At 39.9% G+C, this 24,709-nt stretch carries 27 protein-coding genes; 20 read left to right on the top strand and 7 right to left on the bottom strand.

Annotation, left to right across the window (positions count from 1 at the left end; all coding sequences use genetic code 11):
* Positions 1-43 precede the first annotated feature (43 nt).
* From FTV17_RS11355 to FTV17_RS11315, 9 genes are all read left to right on the top strand, one after another.
* Positions 44-1,315, top strand: a complete 1,272-nt coding sequence (locus FTV17_RS11355; protein ID WP_179999627.1) for a hypothetical protein — start codon at positions 44-46, stop codon at positions 1,313-1,315.
* 284 nt (positions 1,316-1,599) lie between these two features.
* On the top strand, positions 1,600-2,721 hold the full coding sequence (gene ribBA, locus FTV17_RS11350; RefSeq protein WP_179999626.1) for a bifunctional 3,4-dihydroxy-2-butanone-4-phosphate synthase/GTP cyclohydrolase II: 1,122 nt from the start codon (positions 1,600-1,602) through the stop codon (positions 2,719-2,721).
* Positions 2,722-2,745: 24 nt separating this feature from the next.
* A complete protein-coding gene (ribE, locus tag FTV17_RS11345) occupies positions 2,746-3,216 on the top strand; it encodes a 6,7-dimethyl-8-ribityllumazine synthase (protein WP_035264832.1) in 471 nt (156 codons plus the stop codon).
* A gap of 3 nt (positions 3,217-3,219) precedes the next feature.
* Entirely contained in the window at positions 3,220-3,669 is a 450-nt protein-coding gene (gene nusB, locus FTV17_RS11340) for a transcription antitermination factor NusB (protein WP_179999624.1), read from the top strand.
* 9 nt (positions 3,670-3,678) lie between these two features.
* Complete coding sequence (thiL, locus tag FTV17_RS11335; RefSeq protein ID WP_179999622.1) at positions 3,679-4,608, top strand: thiamine-phosphate kinase; 930 nt, start codon at positions 3,679-3,681, stop codon at positions 4,606-4,608.
* 10 nt (positions 4,609-4,618) lie between these two features.
* Complete coding sequence (locus FTV17_RS11330; protein ID WP_179999727.1) at positions 4,619-5,095, top strand: phosphatidylglycerophosphatase A; 477 nt, start codon at positions 4,619-4,621, stop codon at positions 5,093-5,095.
* Between the two features lie 26 nt (positions 5,096-5,121).
* Positions 5,122-6,486: a bifunctional UDP-N-acetylglucosamine diphosphorylase/glucosamine-1-phosphate N-acetyltransferase GlmU gene (gene glmU / locus FTV17_RS11325; protein ID WP_179999620.1), complete on the top strand. Its 1,365-nt coding sequence runs from the start codon at positions 5,122-5,124 to the stop codon at positions 6,484-6,486.
* Between the two features lie 12 nt (positions 6,487-6,498).
* Positions 6,499-8,337, top strand: a complete 1,839-nt coding sequence (gene glmS / locus FTV17_RS11320) for a glutamine--fructose-6-phosphate transaminase (isomerizing) (RefSeq protein ID WP_179999618.1) — start codon at positions 6,499-6,501, stop codon at positions 8,335-8,337.
* Between the two features lie 61 nt (positions 8,338-8,398).
* Positions 8,399-8,863, top strand: coding sequence for a DUF523 domain-containing protein (locus FTV17_RS11315; RefSeq protein WP_179999616.1), 465 nt, complete (start codon positions 8,399-8,401; stop codon positions 8,861-8,863).
* Between the two features lie 6 nt (positions 8,864-8,869).
* Here FTV17_RS11315 and FTV17_RS11310 read toward each other — a convergent pair whose 3' ends face one another.
* From FTV17_RS11310 to mhpT, 3 genes are all read right to left on the bottom strand, one after another.
* On the bottom strand, positions 8,870-9,835 hold the full coding sequence (locus tag FTV17_RS11310; protein ID WP_179999614.1) for a bile acid:sodium symporter family protein: 966 nt from the start codon (positions 9,833-9,835) through the stop codon (positions 8,870-8,872).
* Between the two features lie 51 nt (positions 9,836-9,886).
* Positions 9,887-10,540, bottom strand: coding sequence for a bifunctional nicotinamidase/pyrazinamidase (pncA, locus tag FTV17_RS11305; RefSeq protein WP_179999612.1), 654 nt, complete (start codon positions 10,538-10,540; stop codon positions 9,887-9,889).
* 142 nt (positions 10,541-10,682) lie between these two features.
* A complete protein-coding gene (gene mhpT / locus FTV17_RS11300) occupies positions 10,683-11,891 on the bottom strand; it encodes a 3-(3-hydroxy-phenyl)propionate transporter MhpT (protein ID WP_179999610.1) in 1,209 nt (402 codons plus the stop codon).
* Positions 11,892-12,570: 679 nt separating this feature from the next.
* Between mhpT and dapA the strand changes: the two genes are divergently transcribed.
* Genes dapA through purC form a run of 3 tightly spaced genes read left to right on the top strand, consistent with a single transcriptional unit; the run spans position 12,571 to position 14,850 of the window.
* On the top strand, positions 12,571-13,470 hold the full coding sequence (gene dapA / locus FTV17_RS11295) for a 4-hydroxy-tetrahydrodipicolinate synthase (RefSeq protein WP_179999608.1): 900 nt from the start codon (positions 12,571-12,573) through the stop codon (positions 13,468-13,470).
* A 17-nt stretch (positions 13,471-13,487) separates the two neighbouring features.
* Positions 13,488-14,093, top strand: a complete 606-nt coding sequence (locus FTV17_RS11290) for a lipoprotein-34 precursor (NlpB) (RefSeq protein ID WP_179999606.1) — start codon at positions 13,488-13,490, stop codon at positions 14,091-14,093.
* Positions 14,094-14,130: 37 nt separating this feature from the next.
* On the top strand, positions 14,131-14,850 hold the full coding sequence (purC, locus tag FTV17_RS11285; protein ID WP_092766585.1) for a phosphoribosylaminoimidazolesuccinocarboxamide synthase: 720 nt from the start codon (positions 14,131-14,133) through the stop codon (positions 14,848-14,850).
* Between the two features lie 419 nt (positions 14,851-15,269).
* Here the strand turns inward: purC and FTV17_RS11280 are convergent, their stop codons facing one another.
* The 3 genes from FTV17_RS11280 to FTV17_RS11270 all read right to left on the bottom strand — a co-directional run bounded on the left by FTV17_RS11280 (position 15,270) and on the right by FTV17_RS11270 (position 18,395).
* Positions 15,270-16,544 (bottom strand): replication-associated recombination protein A, encoded by a 1,275-nt coding sequence (locus tag FTV17_RS11280; protein WP_092766586.1) that lies wholly within the window; start codon positions 16,542-16,544, stop codon positions 15,270-15,272.
* A gap of 102 nt (positions 16,545-16,646) precedes the next feature.
* The gene (locus FTV17_RS11275) at positions 16,647-17,831 is read right to left on the bottom strand and encodes a PQQ-dependent sugar dehydrogenase (protein ID WP_179999605.1); all 1,185 of its coding nucleotides are present in this window, start codon (positions 17,829-17,831) and stop codon (positions 16,647-16,649) included.
* Between the two features lie 111 nt (positions 17,832-17,942).
* Positions 17,943-18,395: a YcgN family cysteine cluster protein gene (locus FTV17_RS11270; RefSeq protein WP_179999603.1), complete on the bottom strand. Its 453-nt coding sequence runs from the start codon at positions 18,393-18,395 to the stop codon at positions 17,943-17,945.
* Between the two features lie 190 nt (positions 18,396-18,585).
* On the opposite strand from FTV17_RS11270, the gene FTV17_RS11265 reads away from it, so the two are divergent.
* The 7 genes from FTV17_RS11265 (at position 18,586) to FTV17_RS11235 (ending at position 22,727) form a co-directional block, all read left to right on the top strand.
* Complete coding sequence (locus tag FTV17_RS11265; RefSeq protein WP_035264869.1) at positions 18,586-18,744, top strand: DUF1328 domain-containing protein; 159 nt, start codon at positions 18,586-18,588, stop codon at positions 18,742-18,744.
* 228 nt (positions 18,745-18,972) lie between these two features.
* A complete protein-coding gene (locus FTV17_RS11260) occupies positions 18,973-19,710 on the top strand; it encodes a dienelactone hydrolase family protein (RefSeq protein WP_179999601.1) in 738 nt (245 codons plus the stop codon).
* Positions 19,711-19,755: 45 nt separating this feature from the next.
* Positions 19,756-20,142, top strand: coding sequence for an HIT family protein (locus FTV17_RS11255; protein WP_373687206.1), 387 nt, complete (start codon positions 19,756-19,758; stop codon positions 20,140-20,142).
* Between the two features lie 106 nt (positions 20,143-20,248).
* Positions 20,249-21,280 (top strand): A/G-specific adenine glycosylase, encoded by a 1,032-nt coding sequence (gene mutY, locus FTV17_RS11250; RefSeq protein WP_218945360.1) that lies wholly within the window; start codon positions 20,249-20,251, stop codon positions 21,278-21,280.
* Between the two features lie 59 nt (positions 21,281-21,339).
* On the top strand, positions 21,340-21,864 hold the full coding sequence (locus tag FTV17_RS11245; RefSeq protein ID WP_035264946.1) for a M23 family metallopeptidase: 525 nt from the start codon (positions 21,340-21,342) through the stop codon (positions 21,862-21,864).
* A 29-nt stretch (positions 21,865-21,893) separates the two neighbouring features.
* Positions 21,894-22,139, top strand: coding sequence for a hypothetical protein (locus FTV17_RS11240; protein WP_035264881.1), 246 nt, complete (start codon positions 21,894-21,896; stop codon positions 22,137-22,139).
* An 18-nt stretch (positions 22,140-22,157) separates the two neighbouring features.
* Positions 22,158-22,727 carry a DNA-3-methyladenine glycosylase I gene (locus FTV17_RS11235; protein ID WP_179999597.1) on the top strand — a complete coding sequence of 190 codons (570 nt, stop codon included), beginning with the start codon at positions 22,158-22,160 and terminating at the stop codon, positions 22,725-22,727.
* 5 nt (positions 22,728-22,732) lie between these two features.
* Here the strand turns inward: FTV17_RS11235 and FTV17_RS11230 are convergent, their stop codons facing one another.
* A complete protein-coding gene (locus FTV17_RS11230) occupies positions 22,733-24,175 on the bottom strand; it encodes a PLP-dependent aminotransferase family protein (protein ID WP_179999595.1) in 1,443 nt (480 codons plus the stop codon).
* A 94-nt stretch (positions 24,176-24,269) separates the two neighbouring features.
* Between FTV17_RS11230 and FTV17_RS11225 the strand changes: the two genes are divergently transcribed.
* Positions 24,270-24,617, top strand: coding sequence for a hypothetical protein (locus FTV17_RS11225; RefSeq protein ID WP_179999593.1), 348 nt, complete (start codon positions 24,270-24,272; stop codon positions 24,615-24,617).
* Positions 24,618-24,709 lie beyond the last annotated feature (92 nt).

The raw sequence follows: 24,709 nt of genomic DNA, 5'->3' as shown, positions 1-24,709 counted from the left end.
GAATCATAATCGAAATTGAATTAATTTTCTTTGGAAGTTTACGTTGAATGCGCCTAGACAAGGGCTATTTGCTAGCCTGCTGATTGTAAGTTTTGCCTTGCATACCTTTTTATTGGTTATTGCAACGACACATCAATTAAATGAAAACCGTGCAAGTCAAGGTTTGCTAATGACGACTCAACTGGTCGCAGATAGCTTAACTGAACTTGAACCAGCCAATACAGTATCTCTTGCATTGTTAGCCAACCGCTATGCAACGAATCCAAGTGTTGCGTATATACGTATTCTTGGCACAGGTGATCAAGTTCTCGCAACTGCAGGATTGTCTAAGACGCGTCAGGGTGAAATCTTCGTTCGAGATGCACTACAAAATGAAAAGAAAATTGGCAGTGTGGAAATCACATTGGTTAAACCAAGTATCGGCGAAATATTAAGAACACAATGGCTGGCAATCCTTACGTCACTCTTTATTCATGGCTTATTATGGTTGGCTTATCGTGCCATTGCTCGCCCTACTCGTAGCGAATATCTTGCGAGATTAAATAATGAGTCCCGTTTACGTCATGAGATCAAGCTGCTCACTGAAGCATTAGAACTGGAAAAGAGTCAGCCTAAACAACCTCATACGCCAGAGCAAAATAAAGAACAAGCTGCAATTACGCCAAAAGTACCGACTCTTCAGTTAAATCAGGATGCTTTATCACTGAATATCCAATTTTATGATCCGAAACAATTAATTAATACAGTCAACAAATCTGTCTCTTTACCTTATTTTAATTTATGTCAAATTTTCTTAAATAAGAGTATCGAACTGTGTACAGCGCGTTATCATTTGAATGTTGATGATATCGTTGTGAATCGTAGTTTTGATCAACAAGGCGCTGTTATCAGTATTTCTTCACTCAAGAATAACTCGATTGCTTGCATCTTAATGATTGGTTCGGTGTTTCAATTATTGTCAGAAGTACTCTATAAACGTTACCGTGAGGATAAACGGTTCGTATTACAAACGCGCTGTGCTGTAACCGCGCCAGTGGAAGCAATGCAACTCGACTCAGTACAAGCGGCGGAAAGACTCACACATCATCTGATTGCGAAAGAAATGGCGCTATATTTGACCCACGATCAGTTAAAGCATATTGGTGAATGCTATCAATTGGTTCCGATGCCAAATCCAACCAGTGTGTTAACACGTCACGCTTTCATGATTAATGGTATGAACGAAGCCTGTGCCGAACTTGCACAAAATATCCGTACTGAAATTTTGAAAGGCAAAGCTCAAAGCTCTTCGACGGATCGTACAATCAGCTCTTAATTAGATTAAATTTTAATAAGTAAACCAGATTTGATGCTAAGTTAAATCTGGTTTTTCTTTTTTAAAGCTCACAGTCGTGAAAAGTTAGACTAAGCGTCTAGTTTGTATACAAAATTGCTCTTTTGGTAATTTTATCTCTCTTTTCAATGTGCTATGAAGGTGTATGTTGGACTGTGTTGAATGGTACAGTCATAAGCATAGGCAAACTGACTAAAAAAGCGTTAGACTATGGCGCAACAAATTTATTCAAATGTCAGAATGACATAACAAAAAGGTGAAGGTTGATGTCGCTCAATACTGTAGAAGAACTTGTAGCAGATATCCGTGCAGGAAAAATGGTCATCCTGATGGATGATGAAGATCGTGAAAATGAAGGCGACCTCGTTATTGCTGCAACGCACGTACGACCTGAAGACATTAATTTCATGATCACGCATGCTCGTGGCTTGGTTTGCTTAACCTTAAGCCGTGAACGCTGCAAACAATTAAATTTACCGTTAATGGTTGATGCGAATGGCGCTCAACACGGGACAAACTTCACGCTTTCTATTGAAGCTGCAAATGGCATTTCTACAGGTATTTCTCCAGCAGAACGTGCGCACACGATTCAAACAGCAGTTGCGGCACATGCAAAACCAGCAGATATCGTTCAGCCAGGCCATATTTTTCCACTCATGGCACAATCAGGTGGTGTGCTCCATCGCGCAGGTCATACCGAAGCAGGTTGTGATTTAGCTCGTCTTGCAGGTCTTGAACCAGCTTCTGTGATTTGTGAAATTATCAATGAAGACGGGACTATGGCCCGTCGTGCTGACCTTGAAATTTTTGCTGAAAAACACGGTCTAAAAATTGGTACAATTGCTGATCTTATTCACTACCGTATGACCAATGAACAAACGGTAGAGCGTTTGGATCAACAAAAACTCGATACAGAGTATGGTACTTTTGATCTTTACCGTTATCGTGAAGTCGGGAATCCTGATATTCATTTGGCATTGGTTAAAGGTCAACCTGAAGAAGGTGTGACGACTGTTCGCGTTCATGGCTTCAATCCAGCGCGAGACCTCTTAAAGCTTAATAAGCAAGATGGTGAAGCGGCTTGGAACTTAGATCGTGCTTTAAAAGAAATTGCTCAAAGCGATCGTGGTGTCTTGGTATGGATTGGACAACGTCAGCTGTCTGATTTAGGTCCTGCATTAGAAGCTTTAACTGCGCCAAAACCAGCCAAGTCAAATGCTGCCTTATCTCAGCAATACCAAACCATTGGTGTGGGTGCACAAATTTTACGTGATTTAGGCGTACAGAAAATGAAGCTCCTGAGCTCACCTTTACGCTTCAATGCATTGTCTGGCTTTAATTTAGAAGTGGTCGAATACATCACAGCTGATCAGAGCTCTCATTCATAACTCTTATTAAATATCGAGGTTGCTATGGCGATTCGCCGTATTGAAGGTTTATTACATCTCGCGAGCGAAGATCGTTACGCGATTCTAGTTGGTCGTTTTAACAGCTTTGTTGTTGAACATTTATTAGAAGGTGCAATTGATACATTGCATCGACATGGTGTTAAAGACGATAATATCACTGTCGTTCACGCGCCAGGCGCTTGGGAACTTCCAGTTGTGGCGAAAAAACTCGCAAATTCTGGTAAGTTTGATGCAGTAATTGCACTTGGTGCAGTTATTCGCGGTAGCACTCCTCACTTTGACTTTGTTGCTGGTGAATGTGCAAAAGGCCTTGGTGTTGTTGGTTTAGAAGCTGGTTTACCTGTAATCAATGGCGTATTGACTACAGACAGCATTGAACAAGCCATTGAGCGTTCAGGTACAAAAGCAGGTAATAAAGGTGGCGAAGCTGCCTTGACTGCAATTGAAATGGTTAACTTGCTAAAGGCGATCTAAAGCATGTCGCAGACACTCCAAGCTACTTATGCAGCTAAACGCAAAGCACGTCGTTTTGCTGTACAAGGGATTTATGAATGGCAAATGAGCCACAACCCTGTGCATGAAATTGAAGCACGTACACGTGCTGAAAATGCCATGCATAAAGTGGATCTCAGCTATTATCACGAGTTGCTCACACAAGTGATTGCAAATCATGAAGCATTGGATGCGTTATTAATTCCAGTACTAGATCGTGAGATCTCGGCACTGGACGGCGTTGAATTAGCTACTTTGCGTCTTGGCGCGTATGAATTGAAAGAGCATCTTGAAATTCCATATCGCGTCGTTCTCGATGAAGCAATTGAATTGGCTAAACACTTCGGCGGTGCAGATAGTCACAAATACATCAATGGTGTATTAGACCGTTTGGCACAAAGCCTACGTGATGCAGAAAAGCAACAAGCAAAATAAGTTGTTGAAATGGCTGAGTTTTCTATTATTGACACCTATTTCAATCGACCGAGTTGTTCTTCAGTCGATTTAGGTGTCGGTGATGACTCAGCCCTGCTCACCCCACCTCCACAGCAACAATTGGTCATTTGTGCCGATACCCTCGTTGCTGGTCGACATTTCCCCATCGATACAAATCCCCATGCGATTGGATGGAAATCTGTAGCTGTGAATCTTTCAGACATTGCAGCCATGGGTGCAAAACCCCAAAGCATTCTCTTGGCATTGAGCCTACCCCAAATTGATCATTACTGGCTAAGAGGGTTTAGTCAGGGTTTGTATGATTGTTGCGATCAATTTGGGGTAAGTTTAATTGGCGGCGACACAACGCAAAGCCCACATCTCACATTATCAGTTACCGCTCTAGGCTGGGTGGATATTGGAAAAGCCGTGCCACGTTCTGGTGCTCAAGCAGGTGATTTAATCTGTGTGTCCGGTACTATAGGTGATGCTGCATTCGGATTAAAATATCCTGATCATGCTTTGAAAAAACGCCTCGACTATCCCACTCCACGTTGTGAACTCGGTCAAGCGCTTAAAGGATTGGCGCATAGTATGATTGACGTATCCGATGGTTTGGCACAAGATCTAGGACATATTCTAAAAGCATCACATGTAGGTGCCGACTTACACTTAGATCAACTTCCACTTAGTCCTGCCTTACAAGCATTGCCCAATCAACAAAAATGGCAATTGGCTTTAGCAGGTGGTGATGATTATGAATTGTGTTTTACCATTCCTTCACCTGCCTTGGATGAATTAAAAGCTCAACACTGCGATACACCGATCACGGTAATTGGTGTCGTAAAAGAGACTCAGCAATTAGATTTTTATCATCATCAACAACCACAAGAACTAGAATTACAGGGATATCAGCACTTTGCAAAAACAACCAATTAATTTTAAAACGATGACTTGGTCTGAACGCTTCATTGTTTTTTGTGGCGTTGGATTCGGTTCTGGTTTAGCGCCAAAAGCACCTGGTACTTTTGGTTCAGCTTTTGCCTTGTTGTTTATCCCTGCTTTCATGGCAATAGGTTTTTTGTATAGCACGATTGCCATAATCGTTATGTCATTGATTGGGATATATATTTGTGGAAGAGCCGCTGATATAATGCGCGTCCATGATGACGGACGAATTGTGTGGGATGAATTTGCGGGGCAATCGATCACGTTTCTCCCTTTAATCTACTTAGGCCTAATGAATTGGGTATGGCTATTGGTCGGTTTTGCACTTTTCCGTCTCTTTGATGTTTGGAAACCTTGGCCGATTCGTGTCATTGATCGTCAAGTTGACGGTGGTTTCGGTATTATGCTTGATGACCTCATCGCAGGTCTTTGGGCAGCACTTTGTATTATAATTTATCTCTATATTGATATGGCTTAAGCCAAGCTCCAAAGAAAGGATGTTGTATGTCAACCACAGTTGTTATTCTTGCTGCAGGTAAAGGGACGCGAATGCGTTCAAAGCTACCAAAAGTATTACAACCTTTAGCAGGAAGTCCACTCTTAGGGCATGTCATTGAAACCGCAAAAAAAATACAAGCTGAAAATATTATTACCATTTTCGGTCACGGTGGCGATTTAGTTAAACATGCATTTTCGACAGAAAATATTGACTGGGTTGAACAAGCTGAACAACTTGGTACAGGTCATGCTGTTCAAATGACCTTACCTGTATTACCCAAAGATGGTATTTCTTTAATTTTATCCGGTGATGTGCCTTGTATTACCGCCGATACATTACAAAATTTACTTGAAGCAACACAATCTAAAGGTATTGGCTTAGTCACACTCACGCTAGCAGATGCTTCTGGTTACGGTCGTATCGTGAGAGAAAATGGTAAAATCCAAGCCATTGTTGAACATAAAGATGCTTCTGAAAAGCAACGTTTAATTCAAGAAATTAATACTGGCATTTATGCAGTAAGCAATGCCAAATTGCACGAGTGGTTGCCACGTCTGAATAATAATAATGCGCAAGGCGAATATTATTTAACAGATATCGTAGCAATGGCAATTGACGATGGACTCGAAATTGCTTCAGTTGAACCTGCTTTAGCTTTCGAAGTTGAAGGTGTAAATGATCGTGTGCAATTGGCAGCATTGGAAAGAGAATACCAAAACCACCAAGCGAAATTGCTGATGCAGCAAGGTGTACATTTGATCGACCCGAGTCGTTTCGATCTCCGAGGTTCACTCAAGGTTGGTCAAGATGTACGTATCGATATCAATGTCATTATCGAGGGCGAATGTGAACTTGGTGACAATGTCGAAATCGGTGCAGGCTGTGTAATTAAAAACTCTAAGATTGCTGCAGGCACGAAAGTTCAACCGTATAGCGTATTTGATTCAGCCATTGTGGGTGAGCACACTCAAATTGGACCATTTGCACGTTTGCGCCCTGGTGCTAAATTGGCAAATGAAGTACACATTGGCAACTTTGTTGAAGTGAAAAACACCACCATTGGTTTAGGCTCTAAAGCCAATCATTTTACCTACTTAGGTGATGCTGAAGTGGGTGAGGGTTCAAATATCGGCGCGGGTACGATCACATGTAATTATGATGGTGCCAACAAGTTTAAAACGATCATTGGTGACCAAGCCTTTATAGGTTCAAACAGCTCTTTAGTCGCGCCGGTTAAAATTGGTAATGGTGCAACAGTTGGTGCTGGATCGACGATTACTCGTGATGTGGATGATCATAGTTTAGCCGTAGAACGCTCTAAACAATTTGTGAAAGACAATTATCCACGTCCACAAAAGATTAAGAATTAAGGGGATTGCAATATGTGTGGTATCGTCGGCGGTGTAGCAGAACGAAGCATAACGAATATTCTAATTGAAGGCTTAAAGCGTCTTGAATACCGTGGTTATGACTCAGCGGGATTAGCTTTAATCAATGCAGGTCAAGTTTTACGTGAACGTCGTGTCGGTAAAGTTATCAACCTTGAAGAAGCGGTTTCAGAAGCAGCGATCACTGGCGCGCTTGGTATCGCACATACACGTTGGGCTACTCATGGCAAACCTACAGAAAATAATGCACATCCGCATATATCTGGTCAAGTTGCTGTGGTACATAACGGTATTATTGAAAATTACCAAGAGCTTAAAGATGATCTTGAAGCATTAGGATATGTGTTTACATCCCAAACAGATACTGAAGTTGTTGCACACTTAGTTCATGATGCACTGAAGTCTGCTCCTAACCTGCTTAAAGCCGTTGAACAAGTTGTGCCTCAACTCAAAGGTGCATTTGCACTCGGTATCGTACATACAGATTACCCAAATGAATTGATCACTGTTCGTGAAGGTTCACCGCTCGTGATCGGTGTGGGAATTGGTGAGAACTTTATCAGTTCTGATCAATTGGCCCTATTACCGATTACCAATCGTTTTATATACCTTGAAGAAGGTGATATTGCGCGTTTAACACGTGATACGATTGAAGTCTATGTACAAGGTAAGCGCGTTGAACGCCCTGTCAAAGAACTTGATGCGACAGTGAGTAATGCTTCAAAAGGTGAATATAAGCATTACATGCTTAAAGAAATTTATGAGCAACCCGAAGCGATCAAGCAAACCATCTCTCAAGCCTTAAATGCCGATCACTTACGTGATGATTTTCTTGCAAATGCTGTAGAAGATTTTTCTCAGATTCAGCAAGTTCAAATCATCGCTTGCGGTACCAGTTACCATGCAGGCATGATCGCAAAATATTGGTTTGAACAACTGATTGATGTACCTTGCCAAGTTGAAATTGCAAGTGAGTTCCGCTATCGCACTCCAGTGATCGTGAACAATACACTCTATGTGTGTATTTCTCAATCAGGTGAAACTGCCGACACATTGGCTGCTCTTCGTGATACACAAAAACGTGCCAAAGCGAAAAATATTAATATCACCACGATGACGATCTGTAACGTTGCAACATCTTCCATGGTGCGTGAAACAGATTACAGCTTATTGACATTAGCGGGTCCAGAAATTGGGGTTGCGTCGACCAAAGCATTCACCACACAACTTGCTGCCCTGATGCTTCTCGTGCTTAAGTTCGGTCAAGTTAAACAAACGATTTCTAATGAACAAGCAACAGAAATCATTACGGGATTGTGGCATACACCTAAAGTGATTCTTGACACATTACAATGTGATAAAGAAATTTTACGCCTATCTGAATTGTTTGTTGAAAAACAACATTGCCTATTTTTAGGTCGTGGAACACAGTTCCCAATCGCGCTTGAAGGAGCGCTTAAACTGAAAGAAATTTCATATATTCATGCTGAAGGTTATGCAGCTGGTGAGTTGAAACACGGCCCATTGGCCTTAGTTGATAATGATATGCCTGTTGTCATTCTTGCTCCACAGGATGACATGCTTGATAAGCTCAAATCAAATATGGAAGAGGTTCAAGCACGTGGTGGTGAGCTGTTTGTATTTGCAGATGAAAATAGTGGCATTAGGGAAAAAGAGCGCCAACACGTCGTTCAAGTTCCGAGCGTTTCAGCACTATTATCACCAATCGTATACAGTATTCCTGTGCAGCTTTTGTCCTATCATGTCGCTGTACTACGCGGTACCGATGTAGATCAGCCGCGTAACTTAGCAAAGTCAGTTACGGTTGAATAATTCAATTTGATCTACACTTAAAAAGACCGATAATGCATATTATTGGTCTTTTTTTTATTAAATGAAATATCTTATCAGTGCATGTTTAGTCGGACATCCAGTTCGCTACGATGGCCAACATTGCCTTCAACAAAAAATTAAAATGCTCATTGATACCGATCAGGCCGTCGTAATCTGCCCTGAAATTTCTGGAGGGCTTAGCACTCCCAGAGCCCCTGCTGAAATTCAAAAAGGAACAGGCTCCGATGTTTTGAGTGGTCATGCAAAAGTATTTGATCTTTCGGGAAAAGATGTTACCGAAGCATTTATTTTAGGAGCAAAACAGACCTTGGCTTTTGCTAAAAAACATAGGATTACTCATGCGATTTTGAAAGCTAAAAGTCCATCGTGTGGTTTTGGTCAGATTTATGATGGCTCTTTTTCAGGGACGAAAATAAATGCGAACGGTGTTACAGCAGCGCTTTTAAAGCAACATGGTATCCACATCATGACTGAAAAAGAATTTCTAGATCAGTTAATGAAATAAAATCAGCTACTTAATCACATCATCGTCATACTTATTTTTTTTAAGGACAGCTTTGTCACGCGTCGCCCAATAACTCGCCAAGATGGGTCCCGAAATATTGTGCCATAAACTAAAAATCGCACTTGGAAGTGCTGTAATGGGTGTTGCCGCAAAATGAACCGCAGCTAAAGCAACGCCTAAGCCAGAATTTTGCATCCCTACTTCTATCGAAACTGCTTTAGCATCTGCTTGATTAAGCTGCAATAATTTTGCAGCCCAATAACCTATAAAATATCCTAATCCATTATGTAAAATTACAACAGCAAGGATCAGTAACCCTGAATGTAAAATTTGCACTTTACTTCCAGCAATAATCGCAGCCACAATCAATACAATCGCGATGACTGAAACCATAGGCATCATTTCAATATATTGATCTATTTTTTGCTTAAATAGACCGCTCACGATCACCCCTAAAATGATAGGGAACAAAATCACTTGCATTACCGACACAAGCATTGCTACCACATCTATATCGATCCACTGACTCGCTAAGAGATAAAAAATCAAGGGTGTCAGCAAAGGTGCTAACATCGTTGAAACTGAGGTGCACGCGACAGACAAAGCCACATTTGCCTTTGCCATATAAGCAATGACGTTAGATGCTGTACCTCCGGGACAACATCCAACAAGGAGTACACCAATGGCAATTTCAGCGGGTAATCGAAATGCTATGCACAATCCCCATGCCAATAATGGCATCACTATAAATTGAGCACCCACCCCAATGGCAACCGCCTTAGGCTGACTGAGAACACTTTTAAAATCCTTCCACGACATGGTCATTCCCATGCCAAACATGATAATCCCGAGCATCCAAGTGATATAAGACTTAAGCCAAATAAATGCTTCTGGCATATACATGGCAATTCCTGCAAAAAGGAGTACCCACACTGCAAAGGTTTTCTGCAAGAATCGATTGATGGCTTTCATTTAAAAAGTTCACTTGTTGGATTAACGACGTATGATCTTGAACCATGACCTTTAAATGGTTTGCGCTGAGTGCCTGAGGTTCATCAGCTCTTTGGCGTAAATTCGTTTCACACCTTGTGCAAGCATTTCTTGCCATGCATGTTGCAACGAACCATTTAAATCGATACCTTTAGTCGCATCTGACACGACATAACTGTTAAAACCTAATTTTGCAGCATCAATTGCCGTCCAAGCCACACAAAAATCAGTGGCAATCCCAACAATGAAGACGTCACGAATTCCACGCTCACGCAGATATCCTGCTAAGCCAGTCGATGTTCGATGATCAGCTTCTAAAAAGGCAGAATAACTATCAATATGCGGATGAAAACCTTTACGAATGATCAACTGCGCTTTGGGTATATTCAACTCTGGATGGAAATCTGCATCATGTGTACCCTGTACACAATGTGAAGGCCATAACACCTGACGACCATAAGCTAATTCAATCGTCTCGTAAGCAGACTTTCCAGGATGATTTTCAAAAAATGAAATATGGTCTTGAGGATGCCAATCTTGGGTAAGGACAACATTGTCAAAATGCTGAGCAAGTGAATTAATGGTTGGAATAATTTGATCTGAATTCGCTACCGCCAAATTTCCCCCAGGGGTAAATCCATTCTGAACATCAACAACGATAAGTGCACTTTGTTGTGGTTGGAACATCCTTTTCAGCTCCCAATATTTTTGAAATTGTTAGGGACTATTGCATAGGATCATGAGAACTACAATTGTTTGAGTAGAAAATTTGATATGAAAACTCTATAAAAAAGCCTGCATCAAGCAGGCTTTAATCTATGTTTTTGTCTTAATTCTGGATACGACGTACCAACATTAACATGAAGATTGCAGAAATAATAATACAAGGGATTGCTGCAGAGATTACGCCTGCTGCACCAAATCCAGCCGTTAATAATGATCCTGCAATTGCTGGCCCAAGCATAGCACCGATACGACCTACTGCTGATGCTACACCAACACCCGTACCACGTACTTCTGTTGGGTACACAATACCACCAAATGCGTAAAGCACACCTTGACAGCCAATCACGAAAGCACCAACCAATGCTGAAGCCAAATACATTTGTGTGAGTGAGCTTGCTGCATTCAATGCAAGAAGGCCAGCCAAAATACCACCGTACATTAACAAGATCACATAAGCTTTTTTCCAGCGGTCAGTTAATACACCTAAAATCACAGTACCTACAGTAGCACTTACCATGAAGTAGAATTGCGCTGTCGCACCTTCTTTTCTTGAGAAACCTAATTCTTGGAATAGAGAAGGTAACCAGCTGAGCATGATGTAAACCACCATGAGCGTGAAGAAATAGCTACACCAGATGAACATCGTACGAAGAAGATTCTGTGAATTAAACAAATCTTTAAACGAACCTTGTGGAGCTTCTGCAATTTCAGCTTCAGTTCTATTTTGCGTTTTCAAGAATTCTTTAGATTCAGGTAAGAATTTCATCATCACTGGTATAACAATTAATGGTAATAAACCACCAAGATAGAAAATATTTTTCCAATTAGCACCGAAATCTGTACTTGCAATTAAAGATAAGGTCGCAGCACCGACAGGCATACCGCAATACATTAGCCCTACAGCACGACCACGATTTTGTGGGGTTACTGCTTCAGAAGCCAAAGTGATGAGAATTGGCATTGCTGCACCTAGTCCTGCACCTGCAAGGAAACGTACAGCCAATAAACTGTTAAAACTATTTACCCATACCGTACATAAAGTGAATACAGCGAAAACAGCAACAGACCAAATTAAAACTGTTTTACGACCAATACGGTCCGCAATACGCCCACCTACCAGTGCCCCAGGTAACAGACCTAAAATACCGGCACTAAAAAACACACCTAATTGTGAACTATCTAAACCAAAATGTTCACGAACACCCGCAGCTGCAATACCTGCAGCCTGAATATCTAAGCCTTCAATTACTGCAATGAGGAAGCAGATACCTACCGTCAAAATTGCATGTTTGTTACTTACTGATTCTTGCATTGAACTTCCCTCACTCATCAGCATTTGAGTCCGATGCCCGATTATCTATGTAAGTCAATGAAAGTGAGAGTTATCAAATGGTGTAATAAAATGTAATCAAAATAAGATTAAATTTCATACCTGTTGCCAACCAAAATAAATTCTAGTCTTCAAAACGATTAATTATTTTTTTTATTTAGAAAAAAACCAAGGAAAATCTATTATAAAATCTATAAGTATTAGAATAATTTAACCTTTAAGTAAAAAAATTAAGACGTTTTATAAATTACAATAATCACATAATTTAAAAATTATTACTTTATTCACCTGCTTATACATACATCTTAAATCTGATGTAAGTGATATAAGCTATTAATTCAGGGTAAATTGGTCGGATTTACTTCGAATTTTGATTTTTATCCGCAATAGTTTGATAGACGAACATCTATCTTCACTGTTATTTAAATGCCTAACCATCAGGTCTTAAAATTGCTTTTTTTAAAAAAGTTACTTGTTTTAACTAAACTTTTTTTTGACTGAAGTGAATTCATATTGTTCTTATTGGTTGCTTAGTTCATAATTTGCATACGCATTATCCAGTATGCAGGCATATTGGATCGTGATATAAATCAAAATACATACCCATCCAAACTTCGCTTCTCAACCTTCACTGGATGGAAAAATAGGATCGTGTTTTAAAATGACTACTCAGCAAGCTCAGGTAATTCAAGGCTCAATCGTCGCAATCGTCACTCCAATGTTTGAAGATGGAACTGTTGATTGGAAGGGTCTCGAGAAGCTTGTTGAATGGCACATTGAGCAAGGTACAAACAGTATCGTTGCCGTGGGAACAACAGGTGAAGCTTCGACCTTAAGCATGGCTGAACACACTCAAGTGATCAAAGAAATCATTCGTGTAGCCAATAAACGCATTCCAATTATTGCCGGCACAGGCGCAAACTCAACGCATGAAGCGATTGAGCTTACCAAAGAAGCTAAAGAGCTTGGTGCAGATGCTGCACTTTTAGTAACGCCATATTATAACAAACCGACTCAAGAAGGCTTGTATCAGCATTACAAAGCAATTGCTGAAGCTGTTGATTTACCACAAATTCTTTATAACGTACCTGGCCGTACTGGCGTTGATATGAGCAATGAAACTGTAGTTCGTCTTGCTGATATTCCTCAAATCGTAGGGATTAAAGATGCAACAGGTGATGTTCCTCGCGGTGCTGAGCTTTTAAAAGCCCTTGAAGGCAAAGATATGGTGGTCTATTCAGGTGATGATGCAACAGCATATCAACTGATTGAGCATGGTGCGAAAGGTAATATTTCTGTGACCGCTAACGTTGCTCCAAAGCAAATGAGCCAAGTGTGTGCCGCTGGTTTAGTGGGTGATGCAGCTCAAGCAAAAGCAATTAATGATCAAGTTGCAAATTTACACGAAATTCTATTTTGTGAATCAAACCCAATTCCTGTGAAATGGGCACTTCATGAAATGGGATTAATTGGTACAGGTATCCGTTTACCACTTACTCCATTAGCAGAACAATATCGAGCTTCACTGCGTGATGCATTAAAAGCTGCGAGCATTATTTAAAGAAGAGTTTAACAACTATGCAACTACGTTTTGGTTTACCCCTTGCCCTTTCAGCCCTCAGCATGGTCGGTTGTAGTACGATTGGTATCGATAATGGTTCACTCGATTATAAAAAATCTACTGCACAAACCCCGCTTAAATTTCCTGAAGGTTCAATGGTTAGACCAGCAACACCGCTTTATCCAGCGCCTGTTGTTGAACAGCTTGCAATAGACAATGCGCCACAAATGGTTAATAAGCGAGGTAATCGTTTCGAGCTACCTCGTCCTAATGTGGCACCAACCGTTTCTAATCCTGTTGAGAGTGAACAATCAACTGCTGTCGGTCGTCCACAACTTTTAACTGATGGAAATGGCAATCCGTTGATCAAAATTGACGGAAATTCTGCTACAATTTGGCAATACACAATCGCCACTCTCAGTAGCCTCAACTACAACTTTGTCAATCAACCTAAGAATCCCCATTCCGCGACAATTCAAGTGGATGGTGAAAGTTTAGTGCTTAAACTGACATCTGTAGGTTCGAGTCATACCTTGGCCGTGTTTACCTCAACTAACGCGTTTGCAGACAAACAAAAAGCTGCAAGCCTGTTAACCCAGATTTATCAAAACTGGCCAGCCTAGTCGTTCTAGGCATATTTTTTCTGAAAAAGGTTCCACCATGTTAAAACAAACCTTGCTCTATACTGGTAAAGCTAAATCCGTTTATGAAACCGATAGTGCAGACCACCTGATTTTAGTCTTTCGTGATGATGCCTCAGCATTTAATGGCGAAAAAATCGAACAGCTAGATCGCAAAGGTAAGGTGAACAACCGTTTTAACGCCTTTATCATGGAAAAACTTGCAGCTGCAGGTATCGAAACTCATTTCGAAAAACTTTTAACACCAAACGAAGTTTTGGTTAAAAAGTTAAACATGATTCCAGTTGAATGTGTAATCCGTAACTATGCAGCTGGTTCGCTTTGCCGTCGTTTGGGTGTTGAAGAAGGTTTAGAACTTACACCACCTACATTTGAATTATTTTTCAAAGATGACGCTTTGGGCGACCCAATGGTGAATGAATCTCAAGCAATTGCTTTAGGTTGGGCTACTGCTGAACAACTTGAGCGTATGAAAGAGTTAACTCACCAAGTAAACGTGGTTTTAAAAGATCTTTTTGCTCAAGGCAACATGCTTTTGGTTGATTTTAAACTTGAATTTGGTGTGTTCCATGACCGTATCGTTCTTGGTGATGAGTTCTCTCCAGATGGTTGCCGTCTATGGGACAAAGATACCAAGAAAAAATTAGATAAAGACCGTTTCCGCCAAGGTTTAGGTGGTGTAGTTGAAGCTTATGAAGAAGTTGCTACACGTATCGGTGTTGACCTTTCTGATATCTAAATCAAAATTTAGATAAAATGAAGCCGAGTCATATGACTCGGCTTTTTTGTATCTGTTGATATTATTTTTATATTTTGAAATTGTTGTTATGCATTCATTATTTTTGTTAAGTAGCATTACCAATGCTCTCTCCTCATTGGTAATGCTATTAATTTATCGAATCGATATTTAAATAAGATGACAAATCTGGGGCATTGATCATTAAAAAACTCAATTGTTGTTTTTGTTTTTAAATTTACCCCCATTAATCGAATAAATTAATGCTATTTATTAAAATGATCGTTTTTACAATATTACTAAGTTCAACTAATATATTTTTATACCAGGCAACTACAGGAGTTGGTGGCTCAAGAGAGAGACTGTAGTTGCCGACCAGATGAATCGCTTTTCGCCCAGCTTCCCATAGAACTGGGCTTTTTTTATTGTTGTTGCTGCTCTTGCTGCCAACGTCGCTGCTGTAAACGCTCTGCTTCGACTTCACGCTTATTACGAGCTGATTCGTACAATTTGGTACCTTTCAGCTCTGGAGGCATATAATCCTGCAACACGAAATGTTCTGGATAGTGATGTGGATATAAGTAATCTACACCATATCCCTGCTCTTTCATTAACTTGGTTGGAGCATTTCTTAAATGCAATGGAACTGGAAGATTTGACGTACGTTCAGCCAACTCTAATGCTTTATTGATTGCTAAGTAAGTGCTGTTACTTTTCGCGCTTGTGGCCAAATACACTGCACATTGTCCTAAAATAATACGGCATTCTGGCATCCCAACCGCTTGAACGGATCTAAAACACTCCCCAGCCAATAACAACGCATTAGGATTAGAATTTCCAATATCTTCCGAAGCGGCTATCAACATCCGACGCGCAATAAAGACTGGATCTTCCCCCCCCTTTAACATTCTCGCCATCCAATATAGTGCAGCGTCAGGATCACTTCCACGAATTGATTTAATGAATGCTGAGACTAAATCATAGTGCTGCTCACCAGATTTGTCATATCTCGCAATATTTTGTTGAGCTACTTTCACCACGATGGCATTGGTGACAATATTTTCAACATCTGCTTCAAATGTGCTTGCAATGAGATCCAATAAATTGAGTGCTTTACGAGCATCACCTGCGGCAAATTGAATTAATGCATCATATTCTTCGATATGAATATGACGGTCTTTCAGAAATTGGTCTTGCTTGAGTGCACGTTCAATTAAATGTTGAATATCATGCTCAGATAATGCATTCAGCGTATACACCTGACAGCGCGACAACAAAGCATTATTGACTTCAAAAGAAGGATTTTCTGTGGTTGCACCAACCAGAGTAATCTTGCCTTTTTCTACTGCGCTCAGTAAGGCATCTTGTTGAGATTTATTAAAGCGATGAATTTCATCAATAAAAACCACTGGCACAATGAGATCGCCACTTTCCCCAATGATTTCTCGAAGCTCTTTAACACCAGTGTTGAGTGCAGACAAGCTAATAAAAGTACGATCTACAGCTTGAGCTAACAATAGCGCAATGGTGGTCTTGCCGACCCCTGGAGGCCCCCAAAAAATAATCGAAGGTAAATGTCCTTGGTCAATCATTTGACGTAAAGGTGCGTCTTCACCAAGTAAATGATCTTGTCCGATAATCTCAGACAAATCACGTGGACGTAAGCGTTCAGGTAGCGGAATTTGTGTATCGGACATATTTTTTATAGATCTCAAAGTACTGTTGACTAGTCTACTATGTAATAGTCAAATTCCAATATTAATAGTCAAAACAACCATCACTATTCAACATTTTTCATTTTACTCAGATTCGAGTTTTGCTTTTAATTTGAATAAATAAGCTTGCGGTCCATCTTCTATTCCCCAAATTGTGCCATCCTTCGCTTCATGCAAGTCTCGTACTCGAACCCCCATATCCAAGCGCTGAATTTCTCGTACAGGTTCAGATTGTGGATCTACCACAATAATGGCTTTCGATGATAATCCACCGATTAAGGCTTTGTTCTTCCATTGTGGAAAATAGTTAGATTTATAAAAAATCAGACTCGAGGGTGAAATCACTGGAGACCAATCAAGTTTAGGGGCTATAAATTCAGGTCGCGTTTCATGATTCGGAATCTGTTTCCCATCATAGTGATCACCATTAGATACAATTGGATAGCCATAATTCTTACCTTTTTCAATAAGATTGAACTCATCGCCACCTTTAGGGCCCATTTCTGCCACCCACAAACGATTTTGATGATCAAATGCCATACCTAAAGGATTACGATGACCTAAACTCCAAATCTGCGCTGAGACACCACCTTGTTTGGCAAATGGATTAGATTCTTGAGCACGACCATCATCATACAAATATACAATTTTACCTAGATTAGACTGCATATCTTGTGCAGGCTGAAACTTCTGCCGTTCCCCTGAACTAATCCATAAATTCGCTTGCTGGTCAAACACTATACGATGTGCATAATGCCCCTGACCCGACACTTTAGGGACTTGCTCCCATATGCGTTCGATATCCGTCAGTTTCGGTGCTTCGATATTCGATAAATCCAATTTCGCTCGGATTACCACTGCACCAAACAATCCATTTTTTTCTTCGGCATAACTGAGATATAACCAAGCGTTATTATTGAAATTAGGATGAATCGAAACATCACCTAACCCACCTTGTCCGCCATAAGCAACTTGAGGCACACCAGCCACTTTAAAACTACGTTTTGATTGTGGGTCAAACAACTTAAGTATGCCTGACTTTTCTGTAATTAACAGTTGACCATTTGGTAAAGTTGCAATCGCCCATGGTTCATTAAATAGAGCAATTTTTTCAACTTGATATCGTTGTTCTTGAGCTTTTGAATTTTCGTTTTTGACTGTTGATTCCTGCGGATTCTGTGCTTCAGTGGCCTTATTTTGATTGGCATGACACGCCATTATGATTCCGCTCAAACCAACAATACAAATCAGTTTTGCAGCTTTTAACATGTCTTTCCCTTTATTAAATCCTTGAATATCAGTCTCAAGGATTAAACGGCAATGATCATTTTAAAAGTGTTTTTATATTACAAAATATGTGCAGTCTAGCAATTGAATGTACTAGCGTACCCACCGCACGATGTATTCATCTATTTCATTTTCATTAACAAGCTGTTCAGATATACAACGACCTGCTACAGATTTTCGAGCACTAATCACACTTTGTTTATTGCCTGTCACCAAGTGATGCCAACTCGGTAGCTTTTTACCTTCATTAATACGTCGATATGCACAACTCGAAGGTAGCCATCGTATTTGTTGTAATTTTTCAGGCGTTAACTGAATACAGTCAGGTACATGCACCTGACGATTTTCATAATCTGAACAATGCCCCGTCTGACAATCTAGAAGTTTGCACGCAACTTTGGTATATGCGATTTCTTCGGTTTCATCATCTTCTAATTTAACCAAACAACACATACCACAACCATCACACAGTGCCTCCCATTCTGCTTGGTTCATTTCAAACAGTGAATAATGTTTCCAAAATTCAGGGCGTAAAGATGTGCTCATGATTCAGCTAAATATCAAAAATTTGAGTCAGTATATCACTAATAATTCTCATAAAATTTCATCAATCTCAGTTACAGTTGATTAACTAAAGAATATCAATACTCTACGTTAAAATACCCTTTGTATACATTTTGCTCAGTTTATTTTCTTATACTGAATGAACATTAATAAAAATTTATGGAGAATCAAAATGTTCCGTTGGGCGATTATTTTTGCAGTGATTGCATTGATAGCAAGTTTGCTAGGGTTTGGTGGTGTAGCAGGCTTATCTAAAGATTTCGCAATTATCTTACTTGTGATTGCAGTGATTCTCGCAATTGTAGGCTTTATCTCAAGAGGCAAAGTCTAGTATTCTAAACACTAGATTAAACTGAAAACACAAGATTGATGAAAAGAAGAAGGTACTCCTTCTTCTTTTTTTATTTCTTTTCATTCGTGCTTTTATACGTGTTTTACATATTCCAATCTTTCATAAATTCTCACATTTGATTTTACTTTCTTATTGCAAATTCATCACTTCGGAAAACATTTATGCTTTAATCTTTGCTGATTTTCATAAACGAAAGGACTTTCAATAATGACTTCAGCAATTCAAACAAGAGAAATTCAGTATAAAGCGGCAGATGGTACACAATTGATTGGTTATTTTGCCGCACCTGAAAACTCTTCAGGAGCTGCGGGTATTATTGTAGCCCCGGAGTGGTGGGGTCGTAATGAATATACAGAACAACGTGCTCGAGAACTTGCAGAACAAGGATATGCTGCTTTTGCCATTGATATGTACGGCGACAAAAAGGTAACCACTGAAGCCTCTCAAGCAAATGAATGGATGATGCAAACTTTCGCAAAGCCTGAAACGATTGTACACCGCGCTACTGCTGCGTTAGACACTTTATCTACACAGCCTGAAGTTGACGCAACTCGATTAGGTGCGATTGGTTTTTGTTACGGTGGAAAAGTTGTCTTAGATCTTGCTCGATCTGGTGCGAACTTAAAAGCAGTTGCTACTTTCCATGCTAATTTATCTGCGCAAACACCTGCTCAACAAGGTCAAGTTAAAGCTGAAATTCTAGTTTTGCATGGTGAGCTAGATAGTATGGTCACGCTAGATGATGTGGCACAATTTAAAGAAGAAATGTTTGCAGCTCAGGTGCCGCATGAGGTCATTATCTTTGAGGATGCAAAACACGGTTTTAGCAATCCACAAGCTGATGAACGGGCAAAAGCCAATGGTGTAGATCTCGGTTATAACGCTGAAGCTGAGGAAAAAAGCTTAGCTGCGATGTATGAGTTACTGTCGCGTCACTTAGATTAATATACTTTCAAAGTTTATTAGCGCTAAGATTATTGAAGAAAGAAGATAAAATATAAGAGGAATGTAAGGATGAGTGAACAATGTACTTATTGCAATCACGATGAATATGATGTGATTGATAGAAATGAATTCGGTGTGATTTTGCCAGAACATCAGCCGTTGACTAAAGGACATTCCGTTATTATTCCTTTACGTCATGTGAGTTCTTTTTTTGAAATTACTGATAAAGAGCGTAAAAGTTTACAGTCGCTGTTAGAACTGGCACGTAACGAGTTAAAAATCCGTCATCATCCGGAAGGCTTTCATATCGCTTTTAATGATGGCAAAGTTTTTGGCGATGAAGAGTCGGAACATTTACACATCCATATTATTCCTCGTTACAAAAACCAACCGCTTAAATTAGATAGTCGTTGGGGCATTATTCAAGAGTAATGTTGATTTTCCAAAAAGGCGCAATATGCGCCTTTTTTCATGCTTTTTTAAAAGGTCTTTGCCTAGATTGGTTATACTGAGCACAGATTGTATTAATGGTATTTTCATGTTTTCTTTTTCAACTGCGTTACTTGATTGGTTTGATGTACATGGTCGACATGACCTGCCATGGCAAGTCGCAGATGATCCTTACAAAGTTTGGGTCTCTGAAATTATGTTGCAGCAAACCCAAGTGAAAACTGTTCTGAAATACTATGATCGTTTTATTGAGCGCTTTCCGACGGTCACCGATTTAGGTCGTGCTACTTGGGATGAAGTTGCTCCTTACTGGGCAGGTCTAGGCTATTATGCGCGTGCTCGCAACCTGCATAAAGCAGCCACAATCGTAAGTCAAAATGGACATTTTCCAGAGACTTTAGAAGCTTGGATGGCCCTGCCAGGAATAGGTAGATCAACGGCTGGTGCATTGATGTCACTTGGATTACGCAAATACGGCGTGATAATGGATGGAAATGTTAAGCGTGTTTTAGCACGTTTCTTTGCCATTGAAGATGATTTATCAAAGCCTGTCCATGAACGTGCAATGTGGGAATTAGCCGAGCAACTCTGTCCTGAACAACGCAACCATGATTACACGCAAGCCATTATGGATTTGGGTGCAACAATTTGTACTCCTAAAAAACCACTTTGCCTGTACTGTCCAATGCAGTCAGAATGCCAAGCTTTAAAGCAGGGTCTGACACAAGAGTTACCATTTAAAAAGCCAAAAAAAGCAGTGCCTATAAAAACTGCGGATGTTTTATTACTGCGAAGTACTGAAAATACATGGTTATGGCAACAACGTCCGCATTCAGGATTATGGGGTGGTTTATGGACCTTACCCATCATTGATGAAACTTCAGAATTTAGTCAATTGACTCAACAATATGGTTTGGTGAGTAATCAATTACCAACTCAAATTTCACACAGTTTCACCCACTTTACCTGGTTGCTGAATGCACATATTTTCCATATTGATCTCGACCAGATGGAATACCTCCAAACAGAATTAGGAGGTGAATGGCTCGCTCCACAAGTTGTAACAGAAATGGGCATTCCAACTGCGATGAAAAAATTGATCTCAGCCGTGAATTTGTGACATAGTCGATTCAAATAAGTGTGGCTGTATCATATCAAGGAGTTCGAGTGACTAAGTATTTGCGACATTACATCATCCTAAGTGTAGCTATTTTACTTGTCGCCTGCAGTAGCCAACCTCCAAAACAAACGCCGCTTGATCCAACCCTCGTTGCTCGCTTACATATGCTTCCTTTGGATCGAAAATTACCTATCCCAGTACAAGGTGTAAAAGCGAGACAACTGACAGACACTTGGGGTGCATCACGAAGTCACGGTCGAACACATGAAGGCATTGATATCTTGGCGGCTCGTGGTACAAAAGTTTATAGTGCAACTGATGGAATTGTTCGCAGTATGCGCGATAATAAGCTGGGTGGGAAAGTCATTTGGATTTTAGGACCCGCTGGTTCTTGGCATTATTATGCGCATTTAGATCAGCATAAAAAAGGTCTCAATGAGGGTGACTTCGTGCGACGAGGTGACCATATTGGTTATGTCGGCAATACGGGTAATGCTCGACATACTGCCCCTCATTTACATTATGGAATTTACTTAGATGGTCGCGGTCGAGGCCCTGTCAATCCATACCCTTATTTACGTTAAATTAAAGTTTTTATTTTTAGGAAGTTTTCATGTCAGAAGCCTTGATTAATCGTCTAGTTGAATTTGCAGAATCTGGCAATCAACAACGTATTGTCTTAAATGGACAAAGCCATCAGGGCTGGATTATGGAAATTACCGAAGAAGCTCTGTTGATTAGCACTGGTTTTGCAGATAAAGCAGGTAAAGATTTCTGGATTAATTTTTCGGATTTAGAACAAGCAGAGTTGTTCTTTTGGGACAATCAAAACGATCAGTGGGTTGCTTTTACCATTTGATCACTTCGGAGCATTCGCATGACGATTCAACGCTGTAGCTGGTGCTCCGATGAGCAGATTTATATTGATTATCACGATCAAGAATGGGGTGTTCCTGTATATGATGAACACACCTTATTTGAAATGCTCTGTTTAGAAGGTCAGCAAGCAGGACTCGCTTGGATTATTGTTTTAAAAAAACGCGAGCGATATCAACATCATTTCTTTCAATACACCATTGAAGAAATTGCGACTTTTACAGATGAACATTTAATCGAAATAGCACAAGATCCGGGAATAATTCGTCATTTAGGTAAACTAAAGGCGATTCGAGATAATGCTCGAGCATGGTTGAATATGCGCCAAATCATGCCTGATATGGTCAAATGGCTATGGAGTTTTGTAGGGCATCAACCCAAAGTTCATTCTGTGCCAGACTATCGCTTAGCACCAACACAAAGCGAATTAAGCCTGCAACTGTCTAAAACTCTAAAAAAGAATGGTTTTAAATTCGTGGGTCCAACCATTATCTATTCTTATCTGCAAGCGGTAGGAATGATTGATGATCATGAAAATCACTGCTTTAAAAAGCTTAGTTTAGCGCCATAAACTTTTCAAGAAGGTGCTTGGGATGATGACCTCATTTTTTGTTTCACCCAATCCGCTAAAAACACGATGGAGTCATGAATTTCATGAGTCTGTTCATGCCCTGCATTTAAGCGAATATAATTTTTATAACGGCGCTCTTCTCCAAAAACATCTCCGGGAACAATGTTAATACCATGTTGACGTGCGGCATAATAGAGTTCTAAACCATCAATATGTGTCGGCAATTGCAGCCATAAAACATAGCCACCATCTGGCTGACTTAAACCAATGTCAATCCCGTGAAAAGCGCTTAATATCGTTTGTCGATATTCATCAACTTGATGATTTAATTTTGGTTTTAATCGGAGTAGATGCTCACGATAGGCTCTACTATACATCAGGTCAGCCAAAGCCAATTGCAAAGGTGTATTCACACTGACATTTTGAATGACAATTTGACGATGTAAATGTTTAAGCCTTGGCGGTAAACAAAACCAACCTACTCGATATGCGCTGGACAATGATTTTGATATTGAACTGCATAAAATGACATAGCCTGCTTCATCCCAATGTTTGATCGGTAAAGGTCGTTGTAAATTAAAACTACATTCAGCATAAATATCATCTTCGATCACATAGCATTGATACTGTTCAGCCAATTGCACAATCTTCTGCTTATCATGATTTGAAAGCTCAAATCCTAGTGGATTTTGATAATTCACAGTCAATAGACAGGCTTTGGTATCGGGGTGCTGCATAGCTCTTTCTAGACGTTCTAAATCAAAACCATCCACATTTGCAGGTATCTCAATCAACTTGCGTTTCAGTGTCCCTAACAACTGTAATTGACCATTAAAATTTGGGGTTGGAATCACAATGCCATCCCCTTCCTTGGTCAAGAGCTGAACCACGAGTGATAACGCAGCCATACAGCCATTGGTGATATAAATCTCGTCTGGATTGATATAAAACCCATCTTCAGCCCAATGGTCTGATAAAGCTTGTCTCAATCTCAAATGCCCTTGTCGATTACTATAAAGGAAATCTTCTGGTTGACTGTGTTTTAAAGCACGTTGAATTGACTTTCGGATTGCATCTACAGGCACGTGATTTGGAGAGATTTGTACTGCACCTAAATGAATTGATCGATTATTGGTTGAAGACTCCTGTATTTCAATTTGCAAATCTAAGTTAGTGATATCCTTTGCTTCAGCTTCAAATTCACGATGATAAGGCAACACTGGCGGATCGTTTCTGGATTTCAAATGTTGAACAAAATAACCCGATTTATTTTTAACAGTAATGAGCCCTTCCGATTCCAATAATGTATAACAATTTTTTGCTGTATTTAAACTGACGGCATGTAATGCTGAAAATTGTCGAAGGGAAATGAGCTTCTGTCCTGAACAAAGTTCTCCACTCAAAATTTTCTGTTTGATATGTTTGGCTAAGATTTGATACTGAAACATGAACTGTGCTCATTTTTATAAAATTTGTGTATCTGTATCTATAAACCTAGCAAATTTATGATGGTCTTACAGTTAAAAAGACACAGGAGGCCACATGAACAACGATAAATTATATTTGATATTACCCTTGGTAACACTTTTGACAGCTTGCCAACCAGAGCATGCGATCGATCAAGCTGCACTTGAGCAAAAATTTATTTGTACATCGTTAATTGATGGATTCTTAAAAGTGACGCACAACAGTCATTATCGTTTTACAAAAAGTATTGAATCTCCAGATCAGCAGAAAATTTACCTTTACACCGTGTCTTCTGATCATGCAGTCAAGCTCAATAGTCCCACACAAAAAAATTTAAATTTTCAATGTGATGATTCCAAAAAACAGACCTACCAAGTTTTTCTATTGGAGAGGTGGATCAGGAAATTTGAACAACACTTATAAGTGATATTTTGCTCCCCAAATGATGTTATAAACATCAATATATGGAGTATTTTATGACACGTAGACCAAGAAGAAATCATTCAAATGACTTT

Source organism: Acinetobacter sp. YH12239 (assembly GCF_013417635.1).
Classification (GTDB): domain Bacteria; phylum Pseudomonadota; class Gammaproteobacteria; order Pseudomonadales; family Moraxellaceae; genus Acinetobacter.
Note: the sequence above shows the minus strand (reverse complement) of the source record. Positions and strands in the feature narration are given on the sequence as shown.

Excerpts from the sequence above, each read along its gene's own strand:
- nusB (WP_179999624.1), top strand. The coding sequence starts at position 3,220 with ATGTCGCAGACACTCCAAGCTACTTATGCAGCTAAACGCAAAGCACGT.
- dapA (WP_179999608.1), top strand. The coding sequence starts at position 12,571 with ATGACTACTCAGCAAGCTCAGGTAATTCAAGGCTCAATCGTCGCAATC.
- ribE (WP_035264832.1), top strand. The coding sequence starts at position 2,746 with ATGGCGATTCGCCGTATTGAAGGTTTATTACATCTCGCGAGCGAAGAT.
- FTV17_RS11290 (WP_179999606.1), top strand. The coding sequence starts at position 13,488 with ATGCAACTACGTTTTGGTTTACCCCTTGCCCTTTCAGCCCTCAGCATG.
- FTV17_RS11230 (WP_179999595.1), bottom strand. The coding sequence starts at position 24,175 with ATGTTTCAGTATCAAATCTTAGCCAAACATATCAAACAGAAAATTTTG.
- FTV17_RS11275 (WP_179999605.1), bottom strand. The coding sequence starts at position 17,831 with ATGTTAAAAGCTGCAAAACTGATTTGTATTGTTGGTTTGAGCGGAATC.
- FTV17_RS11235 (WP_179999597.1), top strand. The coding sequence starts at position 22,158 with ATGACGATTCAACGCTGTAGCTGGTGCTCCGATGAGCAGATTTATATT.
- ribBA (WP_179999626.1), top strand. The coding sequence starts at position 1,600 with ATGTCGCTCAATACTGTAGAAGAACTTGTAGCAGATATCCGTGCAGGA.
- glmS (WP_179999618.1), top strand. The coding sequence starts at position 6,499 with ATGTGTGGTATCGTCGGCGGTGTAGCAGAACGAAGCATAACGAATATT.
- mhpT (WP_179999610.1), bottom strand. The coding sequence starts at position 11,891 with ATGCAAGAATCAGTAAGTAACAAACATGCAATTTTGACGGTAGGTATC.
- FTV17_RS11330 (WP_179999727.1), top strand. The coding sequence starts at position 4,619 with ATGACTTGGTCTGAACGCTTCATTGTTTTTTGTGGCGTTGGATTCGGT.
- glmU (WP_179999620.1), top strand. The coding sequence starts at position 5,122 with ATGTCAACCACAGTTGTTATTCTTGCTGCAGGTAAAGGGACGCGAATG.
- pncA (WP_179999612.1), bottom strand. The coding sequence starts at position 10,540 with ATGTTCCAACCACAACAAAGTGCACTTATCGTTGTTGATGTTCAGAAT.
- purC (WP_092766585.1), top strand. The coding sequence starts at position 14,131 with ATGTTAAAACAAACCTTGCTCTATACTGGTAAAGCTAAATCCGTTTAT.
- FTV17_RS11270 (WP_179999603.1), bottom strand. The coding sequence starts at position 18,395 with ATGAGCACATCTTTACGCCCTGAATTTTGGAAACATTATTCACTGTTT.
- thiL (WP_179999622.1), top strand. The coding sequence starts at position 3,679 with ATGGCTGAGTTTTCTATTATTGACACCTATTTCAATCGACCGAGTTGT.
- FTV17_RS11265 (WP_035264869.1), top strand. The coding sequence starts at position 18,586 with ATGTTCCGTTGGGCGATTATTTTTGCAGTGATTGCATTGATAGCAAGT.
- FTV17_RS11310 (WP_179999614.1), bottom strand. The coding sequence starts at position 9,835 with ATGAAAGCCATCAATCGATTCTTGCAGAAAACCTTTGCAGTGTGGGTA.
- FTV17_RS11240 (WP_035264881.1), top strand. The coding sequence starts at position 21,894 with ATGTCAGAAGCCTTGATTAATCGTCTAGTTGAATTTGCAGAATCTGGC.
- FTV17_RS11280 (WP_092766586.1), bottom strand. The coding sequence starts at position 16,544 with ATGTCCGATACACAAATTCCGCTACCTGAACGCTTACGTCCACGTGAT.
- mutY (WP_218945360.1), top strand. The coding sequence starts at position 20,249 with ATGTTTTCTTTTTCAACTGCGTTACTTGATTGGTTTGATGTACATGGT.
- FTV17_RS11260 (WP_179999601.1), top strand. The coding sequence starts at position 18,973 with ATGACTTCAGCAATTCAAACAAGAGAAATTCAGTATAAAGCGGCAGAT.
- FTV17_RS11225 (WP_179999593.1), top strand. The coding sequence starts at position 24,270 with ATGAACAACGATAAATTATATTTGATATTACCCTTGGTAACACTTTTG.
- FTV17_RS11315 (WP_179999616.1), top strand. The coding sequence starts at position 8,399 with ATGAAATATCTTATCAGTGCATGTTTAGTCGGACATCCAGTTCGCTAC.